The organism is Nocardia sp. CA-128927 (assembly GCF_050955855.1).
Taxonomy (GTDB): Bacteria; Actinomycetota; Actinomycetes; order Mycobacteriales; family Mycobacteriaceae; genus Nocardia.
Map to the genome: position 1 here is coordinate 3,716,027 of NZ_CP192087.1, position 19,441 is coordinate 3,735,467.

17 protein-coding genes are annotated in these 19,441 nt (G+C 68.0%); 15 read left to right on the forward strand and 2 right to left on the reverse strand.

From position 1 onward, the window contains the following. The first annotated feature begins 10 nt into the window (after positions 1–10). The 4 genes from ACQPW1_RS17560 to recN are packed head-to-tail and all read left to right on the forward strand — an operon-like array spanning position 11 to position 3,851. Entirely contained in the window at positions 11–319 is a 309-nt protein-coding gene (locus ACQPW1_RS17560) for a hypothetical protein (protein ID WP_433663752.1), read from the forward strand. Position 320: 1 nt separating this feature from the next. Continuing rightward, entirely contained in the window at positions 321–1,142 is an 822-nt protein-coding gene (locus ACQPW1_RS17565) for a TlyA family RNA methyltransferase (protein WP_433663753.1), read from the forward strand. After that, on the forward strand, positions 1,139–2,098 hold the full coding sequence (locus ACQPW1_RS17570; protein ID WP_433663754.1) for an NAD kinase: 960 nt from the start codon (positions 1,139–1,141) through the stop codon (positions 2,096–2,098). The genes ACQPW1_RS17565 and ACQPW1_RS17570 overlap by 4 nt, the downstream gene beginning before the upstream one ends. After that, the gene (gene recN, locus ACQPW1_RS17575) at positions 2,076–3,851 is read left to right on the forward strand and encodes a DNA repair protein RecN (RefSeq protein WP_433663755.1); all 1,776 of its coding nucleotides are present in this window, start codon (positions 2,076–2,078) and stop codon (positions 3,849–3,851) included. The genes ACQPW1_RS17570 and recN overlap by 23 nt, the downstream gene beginning before the upstream one ends. Positions 3,852–4,287: 436 nt before the next feature. Here recN and ACQPW1_RS17580 read toward each other — a convergent pair whose 3' ends face one another. Further along, complete coding sequence (locus ACQPW1_RS17580) at positions 4,288–4,707, reverse strand: SRPBCC family protein (RefSeq protein WP_357389908.1); 420 nt, start codon at positions 4,705–4,707, stop codon at positions 4,288–4,290. Between the two features lie 443 nt (positions 4,708–5,150). Beyond that, on the reverse strand, positions 5,151–5,957 hold the full coding sequence (locus tag ACQPW1_RS17585) for a M23 family metallopeptidase (RefSeq protein WP_433665272.1): 807 nt from the start codon (positions 5,955–5,957) through the stop codon (positions 5,151–5,153). Positions 5,958–6,771: 814 nt separating this feature from the next. Between ACQPW1_RS17585 and steA the strand changes: the two genes are divergently transcribed. The 11 genes from steA to cmk all read left to right on the forward strand — a co-directional run bounded on the left by steA (position 6,772) and on the right by cmk (position 19,433). After that, on the forward strand, positions 6,772–7,986 hold the full coding sequence (steA, locus tag ACQPW1_RS17590) for a putative cytokinetic ring protein SteA (RefSeq protein ID WP_433663756.1): 1,215 nt from the start codon (positions 6,772–6,774) through the stop codon (positions 7,984–7,986). A 13-nt stretch (positions 7,987–7,999) separates the two neighbouring features. Further along, positions 8,000–8,944, forward strand: a complete 945-nt coding sequence (locus ACQPW1_RS17595; RefSeq protein ID WP_433663757.1) for a copper transporter — start codon at positions 8,000–8,002, stop codon at positions 8,942–8,944. Positions 8,945–9,187: 243 nt separating this feature from the next. Beyond that, on the forward strand, positions 9,188–10,909 hold the full coding sequence (locus ACQPW1_RS17600; protein WP_433663758.1) for a CTP synthase: 1,722 nt from the start codon (positions 9,188–9,190) through the stop codon (positions 10,907–10,909). A 4-nt stretch (positions 10,910–10,913) separates the two neighbouring features. Next, a complete protein-coding gene (locus ACQPW1_RS17605) occupies positions 10,914–11,576 on the forward strand; it encodes an NUDIX domain-containing protein (protein WP_433663759.1) in 663 nt (220 codons plus the stop codon). A 12-nt stretch (positions 11,577–11,588) separates the two neighbouring features. After that, positions 11,589–12,542, forward strand: coding sequence for a site-specific tyrosine recombinase XerD (gene xerD / locus ACQPW1_RS17610; RefSeq protein ID WP_433663760.1), 954 nt, complete (start codon positions 11,589–11,591; stop codon positions 12,540–12,542). A gap of 182 nt (positions 12,543–12,724) precedes the next feature. Further along, positions 12,725–13,189, forward strand: a complete 465-nt coding sequence (locus ACQPW1_RS17615) for a cupin domain-containing protein (RefSeq protein WP_433663761.1) — start codon at positions 12,725–12,727, stop codon at positions 13,187–13,189. A gap of 224 nt (positions 13,190–13,413) precedes the next feature. Beyond that, entirely contained in the window at positions 13,414–14,358 is a 945-nt protein-coding gene (locus tag ACQPW1_RS17620) for a ParA family protein (protein ID WP_379292109.1), read from the forward strand. Between the two features lie 188 nt (positions 14,359–14,546). Next, a complete protein-coding gene (locus ACQPW1_RS17625; protein WP_433665273.1) occupies positions 14,547–15,539 on the forward strand; it encodes a segregation and condensation protein A in 993 nt (330 codons plus the stop codon). A gap of 544 nt (positions 15,540–16,083) precedes the next feature. Next, positions 16,084–16,728, forward strand: coding sequence for an SMC-Scp complex subunit ScpB (gene scpB / locus ACQPW1_RS17630; RefSeq protein ID WP_433665274.1), 645 nt, complete (start codon positions 16,084–16,086; stop codon positions 16,726–16,728). 9 nt (positions 16,729–16,737) lie between these two features. Next, the gene (locus tag ACQPW1_RS17635) at positions 16,738–18,690 is read left to right on the forward strand and encodes a pseudouridine synthase (protein ID WP_433663762.1); all 1,953 of its coding nucleotides are present in this window, start codon (positions 16,738–16,740) and stop codon (positions 18,688–18,690) included. Next, positions 18,690–19,433: a (d)CMP kinase gene (cmk, locus tag ACQPW1_RS17640; RefSeq protein ID WP_357389924.1), complete on the forward strand. Its 744-nt coding sequence runs from the start codon at positions 18,690–18,692 to the stop codon at positions 19,431–19,433. Before ACQPW1_RS17635 ends, cmk begins: the two co-directional genes overlap by 1 nt. The last annotated feature ends 8 nt before the right edge of the window (positions 19,434–19,441 follow it).

Here is a 19,441-nt window from a genome sequence, read left to right on the forward strand (position 1 = left end):
TGACGCCACGATGACTACTCCCATGCCCCGCCCCACCGGCCCCGGTATGCCCGGCGCGAACGGCCCCCGTCCGGGGGCCCCGCTGCCCGGCCAGCATCTGCCGGGCGCACCAGGGCGCCCGGAGCCGGCCGACCCGGAGCGCATCCGCAGCGAGATCGACGGCCTGCTCACCGAACTCGCCACGCGCACCACCTGGCCTGGCTCACCCACCGCGGCCGAGGGCGCCGAATCGGGCACGGACATCACCCGCCGCGCCCGCATCCTGGAACAGGCGCACGACGTGCTCGTGCAGGCACTGGCCACGGTGGACAAGATCTGAGGTGGCCAGACGCGCGCGCGTGGACGCCGAACTGGTTCGCCGCGGATTGGCGAGATCGCGGGAACACGCGGTCGAGCTGATCGGCGCCGGTCGCGTCCTGATAGCTGGAACGGTCGCCGTGAAACCGGCGACCGCCGTCGAGGCGGGCACGCCGCTGCTGGTCCGTGAGCAACCCGACGAGGTGTCCTGGGCCTCCCGTGGCGCACACAAGCTGCTCGGTGCCCTGGAGGCATTCGAGCCCGCCGGACTCACCATCGCGGGCAAACGCTGCCTCGACGCGGGCGCGTCGACCGGCGGTTTCACCGACGTGCTGCTCTCGCGCGAAGCCCGCGAGGTGATCGCGGTGGACGTCGGCTACGGCCAGCTGATCTGGCGGTTACAGAACGACGACCGGGTACGCGTCGTCGATCGCACCAACGTGCGCAGCATCACCACCGAAACCATCGGCGGTACAGTCGAATTGGTGGTCGGCGACCTGTCGTTCATCTCGCTCGGCCTGGTGCTGCCCGCGCTCGCCGCGTGCACCGCACCGGGCGGCGACCTGCTGCCGATGGTGAAACCCCAGTTCGAGGTCGGCAAGGACCGCGTCGGCACCGGTGGCGTGGTGCGTGATCCCGCGTTGCGCGCGGAGGCGGTTCGCGATGTCGCCACCGCGGCCGCGGTGCTCGGCCTGCGCACCAAGGCCGTTGTGGCGAGCCCGTTGCCGGGCCCGTCGGGCAATGTCGAATACTTCGTATGGCTGCGCAAGGACGGGCAGCCGGAGGACGACGGTGAGCGAGTCGCTGCTCTCGTCGAGCGTGCGGTTGAGGAGGGTCCACAGTGAACGCGCCGACCAGGTCCGGTGGCCGGGAGATCCTGCTGGTGGCGCACCCGGGCCGGGCGGAGATCATCGAAACCGCCCACCGGGTGGCGAAGATCTTCGCGGACGCGGGCATCTGCCTGCGGGTACTCGCCGACGAGGCAGTCGACACCCGGTTCGAGGCCGGGCCGGGCGGCTACCCGGTGCGGGTGGTCGAGCACGGCCCCGAGGCCGCGGTCGGCTGCGAGATGGTGCTGGTGCTCGGTGGTGACGGCACGTTCCTGCGTGCCGCCGAACTCGCCCGTCCCGCCGGTGTGCCGGTGCTGGGAATCAACCTGGGCCGCATCGGTTTTCTGACCGAGGCCGAGGCCGAGAATCTGGACGACGCACTGGCCCACGTGGTTCGGGGCGACTACCGCATCGAACAGCGGATGACCATCGACGTCACCGTCCGGGTGGACGACGAGGTGGTGCAGACCGGCTGGGCACTCAACGAGGGCAGCATCGAAAACGCCTCGCGGACAGGCGTGCTGGAGCTGGTGCTCGAGGTGGACGGCCGGCCGGTGTCGTCGTTCGGCTGCGACGGCATCCTGATCTCCACCCCGACCGGTTCCACCGCGTACGCGTTCTCCGCGGGCGGCCCGGTGGTGTGGCCGGAACTCGAAGCGCTGCTGGTGGTTCCGAGCAATGCGCACGCGCTGTTCGCGCGGCCGCTGGTGACCAGTCCGGCGTCGCGGATCGCGGTGGAATGCGTGGCTACCGGCCACGATGCGATAGTTTTCCTGGATGGCAGGCGCACCCTCGAGCTGCCGCGCGGCGGTCGGCTGGAGGCGGTCCGCGGCGCCCAACCGGTGCAGTGGGTTCGGCTGGATTCCGCGCCGTTCGCGGACCGGATGGTGCGCAAGTTCCAATTGCCCGTGACAGGCTGGCGTGGCCGACGGCGGACGGAGAGCACAAGTGCTGACAGAGATCAGGATTGATGGCCTTGGCGTTATATCCACGGCCACTGCGCAATTCCACGAGGGTCTCACTGTTCTCACCGGCGAGACCGGCGCGGGCAAGACCATGGTGGTCACCAGCCTGCACCTGCTGAGCGGTGCCCGGGCCGACGCCGGCCGGGTCCGGCTCGGTGCCGCCCGCGCGGTGGTGGAGGGTCGGTTCACTGTCGATGATGTGAACGACGCCGCCCGCGCGGAAGTGGCGCAGGTGCTGGAATCGGCTGCGGCCGAACAGGATGACGACGGCAGCATCATCGCGATCCGCACGGTCGGCAGCGACGGCCGCTCCCGCGCGCATCTGGGTGGGCGCGGCGTACCCGCCTCGGTGCTCGCCGATTTCACCGCGTCGCTGCTGACGGTGCACGGCCAGAACGATCAGCTGCGGTTGCAGCGCCCCGATCAGCAGCTGTCCGCGCTGGACCAGTTCGCGGCCGAGACGGTCGGGCCGCTGTTGCGCAAATACGGTGTGCAGCGCCGCTCCTGGCTGGACGCTCGCACCGAACTGCTCGAACGCACCGCGCGCAGCAGGGAATTGGCGCAGGAGGCGGACCGGCTGCAGCACTCGCTGTCCGAAATCGACGCCATCGCACCGGAACCCGGCGAGGACGTGCGCATCGTCGACGAGGTCCGCAGGCTCAGCGATCTCGATTCGCTGCGCGAGGGCGCGACCACCGCGCACGACGCGCTCGCCGGTCCCGTCGATTCGCCCGAAGAGGGTTCCGGCGCACTGGAATTGCTCGGTGCCGCGCTCGCCCGCATCGACTCGGCCGACGATCCCGCGCTGACCGCGCTCGGGCCCCGGCTCGGCGAGGCCATCGCGGTGGTGGTGGATCTGACCACCGAACTCAGCGGTTACCTGTCGGATCTGCCCTCGGATCCCGGCGCTCTCGACTCGCTGCTCACCCGGCAGGCCGAACTCAAGTCGCTGACCCGCAAGTACGCGCCCGATATCGACGGCGTGATCGCCTGGGCCGACGATGCCCGCAGCAGGCTCGGCTCGCTCGACGTGTCCGAGGAAACCCTGGCGGCGTTGGCGGCCGAGGTCGATATCGCGGCCGAGCGGGTCCGGGAGGCGGCGCGCAAACTGAGTGCCGCGCGCAAGAAGGCGGCGGGCAAGCTCGCGTCGGCGGTGAGTGCCGAATTGGGCGGTCTGGCAATGGGTAAGGCGCGGCTCGAGGTCGAGGTTCGTCCGATGCCCGCGGGGTTGCAGGATTCCGCGCCGCTGAACATCGACGGAAAAGACGTGCACGCCGGGTCATCCGGCATCGACGAGGTGGAATTCCGGTTGTCCGCGCACTCCGGTGCGCAGTCACTTCCGTTGAGCAAGAGCGCATCCGGCGGTGAGCTCTCCCGGGTGATGCTGGCCCTAGAAGTGGTGCTCGCCAGCTCCGATCACGGCGCGACCATGGTGTTCGACGAGGTCGACGCGGGCGTCGGCGGCCGGGCGGCGGTGGAGATCGGCCGCAGGCTGGCCCGCCTCGCCCGCACCCACCAGGTCATCGTGGTCACCCACCTGCCGCAGGTCGCCGCCTTCGCCGACACCCACCTGGTGGTCGACAAGTCCGACGACGGCAAGGGCAAGGTCAACAGCGGCGTGCACGCACTGACCAAGGACGAGCGCGTCATCGAATTGGCCCGCATGCTGGCCGGTTTGGACGACACCGAGACCGGCCGCGCCCACGCCGAGGAACTCCTGGACCTCGCCCGCACCGAGAAGTCGGGAGCGACCGTCTAGCTGGCCCCACAGCCGCACACCTTCTGACATCCGCATGCGTGTCAAGGCGGCGAGTCTGTGTGCGGGAGATCAGAGGGTGTGCGGCTGGTGCTGCCGCGCACCCTCTGGTGCCGCCGTCATGAGTGGAACCGCTGGAGCTTGCTCCGAGAAGTTCGGCGGGGCCGTTCTGCGTTCGCCGCACACCTTTTGACATCCGCACGCGTGTTAGTGCGGCGAGTCTGTGTGCGGGAGATCAGAAGGTGTGCGGCTGGTGCTGCCGCGCACCCTCTGGTACCGCCGCGATGAGCGGAACTGCTGGAGCTTGCGCGCCGAGATGTCCGGTGCGACCGGTCTGCGTTCGCCGCACACCTTTTGACATCCGCACGCGTGTTAGTGCGGCGAGTCGGTGTGCGGGAGGTCAGAAGGTGTGCGGGCTGTTGGTGCAGCGGACGTACGACTAGCGCACAGCCTTCTGGGCGGCCTTGATGAACTGGGTGATCAGGTTCTTCAGGCCGAACTCCAGGACCTTGGCGGGCACGGGGAGGCTCGGCTCGGACTCCATCGTGTAGGAGACGAGGGTGCCGTTGTCTGCGTCGGTGAAGGTCACCACGCCCACGTGCCGCTTCACCGGGGCACCCTTGACGATCTTGTATTCCATCCGCTCACCGGGCACCAGCTTGGTGATCTCCTCGGTGACGCCCACCGGACCGACGCCGAGCAGATGCTGCGCGCCGACCCCTTCGCGCTCGGTCAGACCCGGCTTCGTCAGCTTGACCTGGATCGGAAGGTACGGGCTGATGCTCTCGCGGTCGGCGAAGAGCCGATACACCACATCACGCGGGGCGGCGATGACGGCGTCGACAGTCGTGCTGGCCATGGGGTCTCCTCTTCGAGTTATCTGTGACGGGCAGCATATAGGTATCACCTTGGAGAGCCGTGCGTCCGTGTAACGGGTGTCACAGACAGTTCGGTCAACGCATCATCGATTGTCCAGCGACGAGCCCGGCTTCGAGCAGATAGAGCCCTGATACTGCTCACAACCCTGCCTTCAACGCGCCTATCGCAGCCGACGTGCAGCGGAATGGTAATTCTGAACTCGTCAGTCGCGCTCAGGACCGAAGCGCGTCGGTCGCGCCGGGACTGAGCCGCATTGAATGTGTTAGAGACCGAGGCGCATTGGTCGTGCACGGGACGGAGGCGTGGGTCAGTCGCGTTCAGGACTGAGCCGCGTTGGTCGTGCTCGCGACTGGGGCGCGCGTTAGTCGTGTCAGTCGCGGTCAGGGTCGAGGCGTGTTAGACGTGCCCGGGATTGGGCGTGCGTTAGTCGCGTTCCGGACCGAGTCCGATGCCGCGGGTGGCGAGCCAGGGGAGGGGGTCGATGCGGTCGGTGCCGTTGAGCCAAACCTCGAAGTGGCAGTGTGGGCCGGTGGCTTCGCCGCGGTTGCCGACAGTGGCGATCTGGTCGCCTGCCATTACTCGCTGGCCGACGTTGACCAGTGACGTGTTGATGTGGCCGTACACGGTGATGGTGCCGTCGTCGCCGAGCAGACGTACCCACATGCCGAAACCGGCGGCCGGTCCCGAGCTGATGACGGTGCCGTCTTCCACCGCGACGATCGGGGTGCCGATGGGTGCGGCGATGTCGACGCCGGGATGTAGTGCGCCCCAGCGCATTCCGTAGCCGGAGGTGAAGGTGCCGGTGGTGAACTTCATGAACAGCGGGCGCAGCTTCGCGGCCGCCTCGGCGGACATCTCGTCGGCGACCTTGCTGCCGTTGCTCAGGATGTCGCTGAATTGGCCGAGGTCGACCGGCCCCTCGTCGAGCAGTCCCGGCTCGGCATCGGCCGGTGCCGCGGGCATGGCCTGCGGTTGGCCGAGCGCCATCGGTGCCACGGTGTCCACCGGCGGCTTGTCAGTGTTGGTCATCAGATTCTGGCCCGCGGCGACGAGCGCACCCGCGGCAACCGCGACGATGGCGGCGCGGCCCTTCAGCGCGGCAGGCGGTGCGGGCATGCGATGCCTGCCGCCGCCCCGCTTGTGTCGAACCGGCGGCGCGGTGACCGGCGTTGGCTGCGGATCTGCCAACGGTCGCTGATCTGCCAACGGTCGCGGAGCGGTCGACCGCACCCAGTCGTCACTCGACTGCGCCCAGCGATCCTCGGGCTGCCACTCCGCGGACTGCCACGAATCGTCGGACAGCGGCTGCTGATCCTCGGACGGCCACGAATCGCGTGACCGAGTTCGCTGATCTGCCGACGGCCACGAATCGTCCCGCCATGCCCGCTCATCCGCCGACGGCCACGAATTGCCTGATCGGGACCGTTGATCCGCGGACGGCCACCCAACGTCCGAACGCGCCCGCTGATCCACCGCCGCCGGCCACGGCTCCGCAGGCCGCGCCCACTGATCGTCCGGCGCCCACTGATCCTCGGCCGCCCACTGTTCCTCAGGCGACCACGACTCATCCAACGACGACCACGAATCGACAGGCCCGGGAGAGTAGCTGTAACGTTGCTGACGATCGTCCGAATCGCCTCGATCGTCCGCAAATCGTCGACCGGTATCGATCGGCCAGTGCCGGCTCATCGCGTCGACCGCATTTGCCGGGAATGTCCAGAACCTGGAGATATCGGAGAAATGTCTGGTCTTCGGCGCAAAAGCCCGGTCTTCGTGGCTATTTCGAGGCACATCACGCTGTCGTCCTTTGTCGCATCACGTCGAGATGTCGTCGGGGCTGGTCGACGGTAACGAAACGATAGCGGTCCTGCTCGTTAGACGCGCGAAGTAAACGCCCTCATGTGACGGGCACCACACCGACATTCGCTGCAACGAGTTCTTCCGCGTGTCGTGTGTCGTGTCACTGTTGTCACAGTGATGTATGTGGTAGGTGGTACGGCGCGCCTCCACCAAAGGTTGAGGGTTTACCGGCAGCATCGGGGCCATGAAGATGCTGGCGTTGCTGTCGAGGAACACCGAAACGCTGCCCGGCCTCTCCGGGATAGCCCGGGTGGATCGCAACACCCGGCGTCTGCTGAAGCGGGTGGGGCCGGGGGATGTCGTCGTGCTCGACGAGATGGACCTGGATCGGCTCACCGCCGACCGGCTGGTCGAGGCGGGGGTGGTCGCGGTGATCAACACCTCGCCGTCGATCTCCGGCCGCTATCCCAATCTGGGCCCGGAAGTGCTGGTGGCGAACAACATCCTGCTGCTGGACACGGTGAGCTCGGACGCGTTCAGCAAGATCAAGGACGGCATCAAGGTCCGCATCGACGAGGGTGTGGTCTATGCCGACAAGGTGATCAAGAAGGAGCCCGAGGTCCTGGTCAAGGGCATCGAGCTGACCGATTCCGATATCGCCGAACGGATGATCGAGGCGCGCAACGGCCTCGCCGACCATCTGGAGGCGTTCGCGGGCAACACCATCGAGTTCATCCGCACCGAGAGCGCGTTGTTGATCGACGGCATCGGCGTGCCGGAGCTGGAACTATCGATGAAGCACCGGCACGTGGTCGTGGTAGCCGACGGCCCCGATCACGCCGAGGACCTCAAGCGGCTCAAGCCGTTCATCAAGGAGTACGTGCCGATCATGGTCGGCGTCGGCCGCGGCGCGGACACCCTGATGAAGCAGGGCTATCGTCCCGACCTCATCGTCGGCGACCCGGACGAGATCACCAGCGGCACCATGAAATGCGGCGCCGAGGTGATCCTGCCCGCCGACACCGACGGCCACGCCAAGGGCCTGGAACGCATCCAGGACCTCGGCATCGGCGCGACCACCTTCCCGTCCTCCGGCGCACCCGCCGATCTGGCGCTGCTGCTGGCCCATCATCACGGCGCGTCGCTGATCGTCACCGCGGGCGCCGCCGCCACCCTCGACGACTTCTTCGACCGCAGCCGCCGCGAGAGCAACCCGGCGACCTTCCTCACCCGCCTCAAGCTCGGCACCAAGCTGATGGACGCCAAGGCCGTCGCCACGCTGTACCGAAACCGGGTGTCCGGCATCGGCATCGCGCTGGTGGTGCTCGCCGCCCTGATCGCGGTGATCGTGGTGCTGCTCGCCTCCAACACCGGCACCGACGCCATCGCCTGGGCCGCCGACACCTGGGACCGGTTCGCGCTGTGGGCGCAGGGCCTGGTCGGCGCGGGCGACAAATGACCAAGGGAGAACGATGATTTCGTTACGCCAGCACGCCGTCTCGATCGTGGCGATCTTCCTGGCCCTCGCCATCGGCGTGGTGCTCGGCTCGCAGACGCTGGCAGCGGATCTGCTATCGGGATTACGCGCGGACAAGTCGGATCTGCGTCAGCAGGTCGACACGGTGTCCGAGCACAACCGCCAGCTCACCGATCAGCTGAACGCGGCCGACCGTTTCATCGCCGGATCCGCGGGACGCATCCTCGGCGGCACCCTGGCCGACCGCACCGTCGCGGTGTTCACCACTCCCGACGCCGATCCCGCCGACATCGAGGGCGTGACCAAGTCACTGGAGACCTCGGGCGCCACCATCACCGGCCGGATCTCGCTCACCGACGCGTTCGTCGACGCCACCGAGGGCGACCGGATGCGCACCGCGGTCACCAACATCATCCCCGCCGGCATCCAATTGCGCACCGGCGCAGTAGATCAGGGCAGCATGGCCGGCGACCTGCTCGGCGCGGTCGTGCTGCTCGATCCGGCCAACGGGCAAACCCGCGGCACCCCACAGGAACTCGGCCTCGTCCTGGAAACACTGCGCGGCGGCGGCTTCCTCGCCTACGGCGACACCCAGGTACGCCCGGCCCAGTCGGCGGTCGTGATCACCGGCAACGGCGCCAAGTCCGGCGAGAACAGTCAGGGCAACAACATCGCGCGCTTCGCGGGTGCGCTGCGCGGTCGCTGCGCGGGCGTCGTGCTTGCGGGGCGTTCCGGCGCGACCGAGAACCCGGGACCACTCGCGATCGTCCGCTCCGACGGACCCCTGGCCACCTCTGTGAGCACCGTCGACAACCTCGACCGGGAAATCGGCCGCGTCACCACCGTGCTCGCGCTGAGCGAGCAACTGAACGGCGGCACCGGCCGATACGGCACCGGCGAGAAGGCGACCTCCCTCACACTCGCATCCGCACCGCGATAGACGCATGGGCACGAAGCAGTGCCTCCCGAATCTCACCCGACCACCACGCGCGAGTTCTGCGAGCGCCGTTCGCGGCCCGTCTCGCGTCCGAGTGGCCGAAGCGCATGCGCCGCAGGCGCTAGCCTCGGCCGCTCGGACGCGAGACTAAGGGGGCCGCGAACACGCCGCGCCCGCGCGGCCAACTAACAGCAAACGTGCGTGGCGTTAGAACTGGACGACTGATCCGTGTTACCGTGAAGACCCGTGGGTCATACACGGAATCAGGCGCGAACGGCCACGAAGCACATCTTCGTCAGCGGTGGAGTCGCCTCCTCATTGGGTAAAGGTCTTACCGCCTCCAGCCTCGGTCAGCTGTTGACGGCGCGTGGACTGCGCGTCACGATGCAGAAACTCGACCCTTACTTGAACGTCGATCCCGGCACCATGAACCCCTTCCAGCATGGAGAGGTTTTCGTGACGGAGGACGGGGCCGAAACCGATCTGGATGTCGGTCACTACGAGCGGTTCCTCGACAGGGACCTGACCCGGGACGCGAATGTCACGACCGGGCAAATCTATTCGACAGTCATCGCCAAGGAACGTCGCGGCGAGTACCTCGGTGACACGGTGCAGGTGATCCCGCACATCACCGACGAGATCAAGAGCCGGGTGCTCGCCATGAGCGCGCCGGATGCCGACGATCAGACCCCCGACGTGGTCATCACCGAGATCGGCGGCACCGTCGGCGACATCGAGTCGCAGCCGTTCCTCGAGGCGGCTCGTCAGATCCGTCACGATGTCGGCCGGGACAACGTCTTCTTCCTGCACGTCTCGTTAGTGCCCTACCTCGCTCCCTCCGGCGAGCTCAAGACCAAGCCGACCCAGCATTCGGTGGCGGCGCTGCGCAACATCGGCATTCAGCCGGACGCGCTGATCCTGCGCTGCGATCGTGACGTGCCGCAGGCGCTGAAGAGCAAGATCGCGCTGATGTGTGACGTCGACGTCGACGCCTGCATCTCCACCCCGGACGCGCCGTCGATCTACGACATCCCGCGCGTGCTGCATCGCGAAGGCCTCGACGCCTACGTGGTGCGCAAGCTCGGGCTGCCGTTCCGCGATGTGGATTGGACCGTGTGGGGCGACCTGCTCGATCGGGTGCACTCGCCGCGCGAGACGGTCGAGGTCGCGTTGGTCGGCAAGTACGTCGACCTGCCCGACGCCTACCTGTCGGTCACCGAGGCGTTGCGCGCGGGCGGATTCGCTTCGCGGGCCAAGGTACTCATCCGCTGGGTGCCCTCGGACGAATGCGAGACCCCGGCCGGTGCACAGTCCGCGCTGCGTGACGTGGACGCGGTGCTGATCCCCGGTGGCTTCGGTATCCGCGGCATCGAGGGCAAGGTCGGCGCCATCCGCTACGCCCGTGCTCGCGGCATTCCGCTGCTCGGGCTGTGCCTCGGTTTGCAGTGCGTGGTCATCGAGGCGGCGCGTTCGGTCGGTCTGGTCGAGGCCAACTCGGCCGAATTCGAGCCGGACACACCGCATCCCGTCATCTCCACGATGGCCGATCAGGAACAGGCCGTCGCGGGTGAGGCCGATCTCGGTGGCACCATGCGGCTCGGCGCCTACCCGGCCACCTTGGCGAAGGGTTCCGTCGTCGCGCAGGCGTACGGCAGCGAGCAGGTTTCCGAACGGCACCGGCACCGCTACGAGGTGAACAACGCCTACCGCGACCGGATCGCCAAGAGCGGGCTGCGGTTCAGCGGCACCTCGCCGGACGGGCACCTGGTGGAGTTCGTCGAGCTGCCCGCCGACGTGCACCCGTTCTTCGTCGCCACCCAGGCGCACCCGGAGCTGAAGAGCCGCCCGACCCGCCCGCACCCGCTGTTTGCGGCGCTCGTCGCGGCGGCACTGAAATACAAGCTCGCCGAGCGTCTTCCGGTGGACATCCCGGACGAGGAATTCGCGAGCGCGGCGGACCAGGCCTGAGACGATGACCGCGGACGGTGGCAGCGCCGAACCAGGCAGCCACGATTTCGAGACCGTATCCAGCAAGACCATCTACAGCGGCGCCATCCTGGCGCTGCGGCTCGACCAGGTGCGGATGCCTGGCGGGCAGGTCGCCGAACGTGAAGTGATCGAGCATCACGGCGCGGTCGCCGTCGCGGCGATCGATGACGACGACAACGTGGTGCTGATCAACCAGTACCGGCATCCGATCGGCAGGCGGCTGCTCGAGCTGCCCGCCGGTCTGCTCGACCTGCCCGGCGAGGACCCGCTCGTCGCCGCGCAGCGCGAGCTCGCCGAGGAGACCGGGCTGGCCGCCCGGGAATGGCACGTGCTGGTCGACGTGGCGCTCTCGCCGGGGTTCACCGACGAGGCGCTGCGGGTGTACTACGCCCGCGGGCTGTACGAAACCGACCGGCCCGAGCCGGAATTCGAGGAAGCCGACCTGAAAGTCGTGCGGATGCCGGTCGATCAGGCCGTGCGCGCTGCACTGGCCGGGGAGATCGTCAACGCGACCGCCGTGGCCGGTGTCCTCGCGCTGGCCGCGGCCCGCGCGGGCAATACCGAGCTACGGCCCGCCGACGCGCCGTGGCCCGGGCAGCCCACCGCGTTCCTGCGCCGCAAGGCCGCCGCGAAGTCCGCGGACTGACGGGGCCCGCCGGTGCTCGCGCGGGAATTGGACGCCTACCTCGACCATCTCGCGGTCGAGCGCGGCGCCGCGCGCAACACCCTCGGCGCCTACCGGCGTGACCTCGGCCGGTATCTCGACTTCCTGACCGGGCGCGGTATCGCCGCGCTCGATCAGGTCGCCGAGGCCGATGTCGCCGAGTTCACCATGGCGCTGCGCGCGGGCGGCACCGAATTCCCGCCGCTGGCCGCGAGTTCGGTCGCCCGCGCGCTGATCGCGGTGCGCGGGCTGCACCGGTTCGCCGCGGCGGAGGGGTTGACCACCACCGATGTCGCGCACGCGGTGAAACCGCCCGCACCGGGTCGCAGGCTGCCCAAGGCGCTGCCCTACGACCAAGTGCTGAAGCTCCTTGAGGCTGCGGGCGGTGGTTCGGTGAGCGACTCCGATGCCGCGCCGGGCACTGACGGCGGGCCGCGCGGTCTGCGCGATCGTGCGCTGCTGGAACTGCTCTACTCCACGGGCGCACGGATTTCCGAGATGGTCGGGCTCGACGTCGACGACATCGACACCGACGAACGCGCCGTCATGCTGCACGGCAAGGGCGGCAAGCAGCGCATGGTGCCGATCGGGAGGCCCGCGCTGGCCTCGGTCGACGCGTACCTGGTGCGGGGGAGACCCAAGCTTGCTGCCAGCGGAAAAGGCAACGCGGGGGCGCTTTTTCTCAACGCACGTGGTGGACGGCTGTCGCGACAGAGTGCCTGGCAGGTCCTGCAAACCGCCGCCGAACGCGCGGGCATCGGTGCCACGGTTTCCCCGCACACCCTGCGTCACTCCTTCGCCACCCACCTGCTCGATGGGGGTGCGGATGTCCGCGTGGTCCAAGAACTTCTGGGCCACGCGTCGGTGACGACCACCCAGATCTACACCCTGGTCACCGTCAACACGCTGCGCGAAGTCTGGGCCACCGCCCACCCCCGTGCCCGCTGAACACTACTTCGCGGACCGCGTCTAGCAGCGTTCTGTAGCGGACGAGCAGTACGAATCAGTTGTGCGAGTAGCGGGTTCAGGACAGCTAACTACCCACCCGGAAGAAACTGGACTGTGGTCCGGTTGGTCACTCGTGCCGGGGTCCGCGCTGTGCGCCCGGTGAGCGACGCGAGGTGAGTTGAATGCCAAAGTCTTTCATCGTCCAGGAATCCGATGTCGAAGCCGTAGCGCTGCCGGGTGGTGGATCCTTCCTGCTGCTGGAGGACAGTCGGAATTCCGAGGGTCTGTTCGGCGCGAACCGCCTCGTGCTCGCCGCGGGCGCGAATGGCACTCGGCCACATCACCACACGCAATCGACGGAGATCTTCTACGTCCTCGACGGCACCATGGAATTCCTCGTCGACGGCGAATTGAGCTCGGTGCGTAAGGGCGGACTGGTCGTCGTCCCGCCCGGCACCGTGCACGCTTTCGGCGCCGCGGCGGACGGACCGGCGGAGTTTCTCGCTGTGCTGACACCGGGTATCGTCCGCTTCGAGTACTTCCGGCAGCTCGGCCGGATTGCCCGCGGGGAGGCGGAATGGGACAGCATGGACGAGTTGCACGACCGCTTCGACGTGCATTTCGACGGTGACCCGGAGTGGCGCTGAGCGATACGCGGTAGCGTCGTGCTGTTCGCGGCCCGGCGTGGTGCCGCGAACACGCCGCGCGCGTCGCGGCACTTGACCGCTCGTACGCGGTAGCGTCTATCGAGAGTCGGACCGTACGAAAGCGAGGGTCGGGCCTGATCGGCCTCGCTACGCTCGGCGAGGCAACGGGCAGGAACGTATAAGGAGCAGCGGACGTGACATCAGCCGGAGCGGCAGAGCCGCCGATGGGTGCTGGGGCGGAGCCGCGCACGGGTCAGCGCACCGGTCCGTACTCGGAGGCCGCGGCCGAAACCCTGTGGGGCACCGGGGCCGAACCAGTCCCGGAGGACGCGGCACTCGGACCGACCGGGCGTCCACTGCGCCTCGTGCCGGACCCGCCACCGCTGGAACGGCACGGCGACGCCCTCATCGTCGCCATGTGCAACCAGAAGGGCGGCGTCGGCAAGACGACCTCCACCATCAACCTCGGCGCCTCGCTGGCCGAATACGGGCGCAAGGTGCTGCTGGTCGACCTGGACCCGCAGGGTGCGCTGTCGGCGGGATTGGGTGTGGCCCACCATGATCTCGACCTGACCGTGCACGACCTGCTCGTCGGCTCCAAGGGTTCGATCGACGATGTGCTGATGCCGACCCGGGTCGAGAACATGGATCTGCTGCCCAGCAATATCGATCTGTCGGCGGCCGAAATCCAGCTGGTCAACGAAGTCGGCCGCGAGCATTCCCTCGGCCGGGCCCTGCATCCCATTCGCGACAAGTACGACTACATCATCATCGACTGCCAGCCCTCGCTCGGTTTACTCACCGTCAATGCGTTGGCTTGTTCGGATGGCGTGATCATTCCGATGGAATGCGAGTACTTCTCGTTGCGCGGGCTCGCCTTGCTCAACGACACGGTGGAGAAGGTGCGCGACCGGCTGAACCCGAGGCTGAGCCTGTACGGGATAGTGGTCACCATGTTCGACGCCCGACTACTGCACTCGCGTCAGGTGATGGCACGAGTCGTCGAGGTGTTCGGCGACCTGGTCTACGACGCGGCGATCTCGCGCACCGTCCGTTTCCCGGACGCCAGCGTGGCCGGCGAACCGATCACCACGTGGGCACCGAAATCCGGTGGAGCCGAGGCATATCGGGCGATGGCGCGGGAAGTCATCCACCGGTCCGGCCGGTGATCGGCGGCACCGACCCCGAGCGACCCGCTACCACCCACTCGACCGGCCAAGGGGTCGCGCACAGCGACGACCACCCGTCGGGCGACCTCTTGGAGCGAGCCTCGGCGCGCGCCGACGATCCGGACGAACCGGATGTGCCACCAGACCTGGCCGCATCACCCGACACCGCTGTGCTCGATGATGTCGACATGCCCGACGAGCCATCCACCGCCGACTCCGATTCGGAGCCGATTGCTGCGGACGATGTTGTCGAGCGCGTGGGCAGTGCACCCGTTGACAACGCGGCCGTGCCCGCAGATTCTGCGGCGGACGGCGGTGCTACCTCTGCCGACGGCGCCGCACCCGAGGAGAAGAAGTCCGGATTCCATCTGCGGCTGAGCAACTTTCAAGGGCCGTTCGATCTGCTGCTGACGTTGATCAGCTCGCGGAAGCTGGATGTCACCGAGGTGGCGTTGCACCAGGTCACCGACGAGTTCATCGCCTACACCAAGGCGTTGACCGCGGCGCTGTCCGACGACTCCACGATGAAACTGCGGGCCGACAAGATCCTGGACCAGACCACCGAATTCCTGGTTGTCGCGGCCACATTGCTCGACCTCAAGGCGGCGCGGTTGCTGCCGTCGGGGGAGATGACCGACGCCGAGGACCTCGAACTGCTCGAGGCGCGCGACCTGCTGTTCGCGCGGCTGCTGCAATACCGGGCGTTCAAACAGGTGGCCGAGCTGTTCGGTGAGCTGGAGGCCGTTGCGCTGCGGCGATATCCGCGCGCGGTCGGCCTGGAGGACTGCTTCGCCGACCTGCTGCCCGAGGTTACGCTGGGAGTAGACGCGCACGAGTTCGCCGCGATCGCAGCCGCCGCCTTCCGCCCGCGCCCAGTGCCCAGGGTCGGCCTCGACCACCTGCACGCGCACGCCATCTCGGTCGCCGAGCAGGCCGCGCTCGTGCTCGAACGGCTCAAACTGCGCGGCAAAGGCGGCTGGACCACCTTCAGCGAACTCGTCGACGACTGCAACGTCCCGATCGAGATCGTCGCCCGCTTCCTGGCCCTGCTCGAGCTCTACCGAGGCAAAACGATCGAGTTCGACCAGCCCGACCCACTCGGCCAACTCTCGGTCAGCTGGATCGGCGACGACGTCCCGGACGCGGAGCCGGAAATCACTTTCGAGGAGGACTACGGGTGAGCGAGCGCCAGCGAGCGAACCGAGGACACAGCGCGCCTTCGCGAACGACGGAACCGAGCGTCAGCGAGGTGGAGTCGTGAGTGACACCGTGGACGCCGAGGTTTCGGACTCGACGGACCTGGACGCCGACGCGACAGAGAGCGTCAGCGGGAACATCGACGCCGACGCGGCAGCCTCGGGTGACTCCTCGCGCGAGACCGCTACAACTGCGAAGGAGTCCGCCGGAGACGCTGACACCGAGGCTCCGGTCGTGGACGACAAGCTGACTCCGGGCGATGCCGCCGATGAGGTGACTCCGGCTGCCGAGGCCGCGGCACCCTCGCAAGAGACGGCTGTAACCGCGACGGAGTCCACCGGTACGTCCGTCGCCGACACCGAAACTCCGGTCGCGGACGACCCGGCATCGGATGATGCTGACGGCGCGACGTCGAACACCGAGGACGCGATTCCGGACTCCCATGACGCGACTCTGGACGCTGACGATTCGAACCCGGTCACCCACGACGCGACACCAGTCGCCGACAACACCGTCGCCAAGGACACAGTGGCGGAGTTCACCCCCGAGCATCTCGATGACGCCGAATTCCGCTCGGCGTTGGAGGCGATGCTGCTCGTTGTCGACGCTCCGGCCCCGGTAGAGCAGCTGGCGGCGGCACTGGACGACACCACCGAGCGGGTGGACGAGGTGTTGCGTGAGATGCGTGCGGAACTGTCCGCACGGGGGAGTGGGATAGATCTGCGTTTCGTCGGGGACGGCTGGCGCTTCTATACTCGCAGCGAGTATGCGCCATATGTTGAAAGGGTGCTGCTCGATGGCGCCCGCACCAAACTGACGCGGGCGGCTTTGGAAACTCTGGCGGTGGTGGCATACCGTCAGCCGGTGACCCGGACCAGGGTCAGCGCGGTGCGCGGCGTGAACGTCGATGGGGTGATGCGCACGCTGCTGGCCAGGGGCCTGCTCGCCGAGGCAGGCGTCGACCCGGAAACCAACGGGACGATGTATTGCACGACCGAACTGTTCCTGGAGCGGATCGGACTCGCGTCGCTGACCGACTTGCCGCCACTGGCGCCCCTGCTCCCGGGCGTCGACCTGATCGATGAGATCAACGAGAGCCTGGATACGGACCCCCGTTACACCAGGCTGAAGAAACCCGCCGAGGCCGACTTGGACCTTGGCAGCGAGGATTGACAGGACAAAATGAATACTTCCGCTCGCCGAGATGGCACACCGGATCGCAGGAAACGCAATGACGAGCAGCAACGCCCCGTAAGAGGCGCAGGCGCTGCTCGAAGGGGGACCGAACGCGGCGCATCGCGCGGCGAAGGCGGCTACCGCGGCGCCGCGCCGACGAGTGGCTCGCGCGGAAACGCGCAGGGCGGCAACGCATATCGCGGCGGCGCAGCCCAGAGCGGCAGCGGCTACCGGGACCGCGCCGAAGGCAACAGCTCGCGCGGCCGTTCCGATCGTGGCTCCGCGCAGGGCAGCAGCTCCCATCGCGACCGTTCCGACAGCGGCAACGCATATCGCGGCCGCAGTGAAGGCGGCTCCGCGCAGGGCGGCTACCGAGGTACGCGGGACAACAACTCGCAGGGCGGCGGTTATCGCGGCAACTCTTCGCACGGTGGCAGCTCTTACCGTGACCGCTCCGAGGGCGGCAGTTCCTACCGCGACCGCTCCGACAGCGGCAACGCATACCGCGGCCGTAGCGAAGGCGGCTCCGCGCAGGGCGGCTACCGAGGTACGCGGGACAACAACTCTCAGGGCGGCGGTTATCGCGGCAACTCTTCGCACGGTGGCAGCTCCTACGGTGACCGTTCTAAGGGCGGCGACGCATATCGCGGCCGTTCCGAAGGTTCTTCGCAGGGTGGCTACCGTGACCGCGCTGAAGGTGGCAACGCGTACCGCGGCCGTTCCGAGGGTGGCTCTTCGCAGGGCAGCAACGGATATCGCGGCACCCGAGACGGCAACGCACAAGGTGGCAACTCCTACCGCGACCGCTCGGACAGCGGTTCGTCGCAGGGCGGCAGCTCCTACCGCGCCCGCAGCGAGGCAGGCTCCGGCGGCAACGCCTACCGTGGCCGCACCGACAGCAGCTCCACGCAGGGCGGCAACACCTATCGCGATCGCAGCGAGGCAGGCTCCGGTGGCAACGCCTACCGTGGCCGCACCGAAGGCAACTCCGGGCAGAACGACAATGCTCAGTCCGGCAACTCTTACCGGGGTGCTGCACAAGGCGGCTCCACGCAGGGCGGTATCCCACAGCGCCGCGCCACCCAGTCCGCGCCGACCGGCAAGAAGAAGAACCCCAAGCCGCAGAAGCAAACGCACTCCGCACCAGTTCTCAACAACGCCAAGCCCGCCAAGCGCCAGTACGTCGAGCCCGCGGCCGCCGAGGGCCACGCCAAAATGCCCTGGGGCGAGGGCGAACGCTTGCAGAAGGTCCTCGCCAAGGCCGGTGTCGCCTCGCGTCGCGCCGCCGAGGAGATGATCGCCCAGGGCCGCGTCGAGGTCGACGGTGCCATCGTGGTCGAACAGGGCCTGCGCATCGACCCCGAAGTCGCCGTGGTCCGGGTCGACGGCACCCGCGTGATGGTGCGCTCCGAGCTGGTGCACATCGTGCTGAACAAGCCGAAGGGCTGGCAGTCCACCATGTCCGACGATCTCGGCCGCCCCTGCGTCGGTGACATCGTCGCCGAGCGCATCGCGGCCGGTCAGCGGCTGTTCCACGTCGGCCGCCTCGACGCCGACACCGAGGGCCTGCTGCTGCTCACCAACGACGGCGACCTCGCACACCGCCTGATGCACCCGTCCTACGAGGTCTCCAAGACCTACCTCGCGACGGTGAACGGCGAGGTGCACAAGGGGATCGGCAAGAAGCTCAGGGACGGCATCGAGCTGGAGGACGGCCCGGCGAAGGTCGACAGCTTCCAGGTGCTCGAAATCAACGAGGGACGTTCCCTCGTGAAACTGGTGTTGCACGAAGGGCGCAAGCACATCGTGCGCAGGCTGCTCGACGCGGTCGGCCATCCGGTGTCCCGGCTGGTGCGCACCAATATCGGTCCGGTCGCGCTCGGCGACCAACGGCCGGGCACGCTGCGTGTGCTCGGTCGCGGTGAAATCGGCAAACTCTACGAGGCGGTGTCGTTGTGATGGGTGTGGAGATTCCGGTCGAGGCGCCCCGGCAGATGTCGGGGACCAGTCCGCTCGTCGTCGCCATGGACGGCCCGTCCGGCACCGGCAAATCCAGCGTCTCGCGTCGCCTCGCCACCCGGCTCGGCGCCCGCTACCTGGACACCGGCGCGATGTACCGGGTCGCGACGCTGCGCGTGCTGCGCGCGGGCATCGAGCTGACCGACGCCGCCGCGATCGGTGCGGCCGTCAAGGAGCTGCCGCTGTCCATCGGCACCGACCCGAGCCGTGAGGTGATCCAGCTCGACGGTGAGGACGTGTCGTCGGAGATCCGCGGCGACGCGGTCACCAAGGCCGTCTCCGCGGTCTCGGCGGTGTCCGAGGTCCGTGATCTGCTCGTCGCGCTGCAACGCGAAATCGCCACGGCCGCACAGCGAATCGTGGTCGAGGGCCGCGACATCGGCACCGTCGTGCTGACCGACGCGGACGCCAAGATCTACCTGACCGCCTCGGCCGAGGCCCGCGCGCACCGGCGCAACCAGCAGAACATCGCCGAAGGCCGCGGCGACGACTACGAGGCCGTGCTCGCCGATGTGCAGCGACGCGACAACCTCGATTCCACCCGCAAGGTGTCCCCACTGCGTCCGGCCGACGACGCAGTGCTGGTCGACACCAGCGACCTGAACATGGATGAGGTCATCGACGAGCTGTACCGCGTTGTCGCGCAGCAGATTTCGGCGACCAGGACGGGAGGTCCGCAGTGACTGAAGAC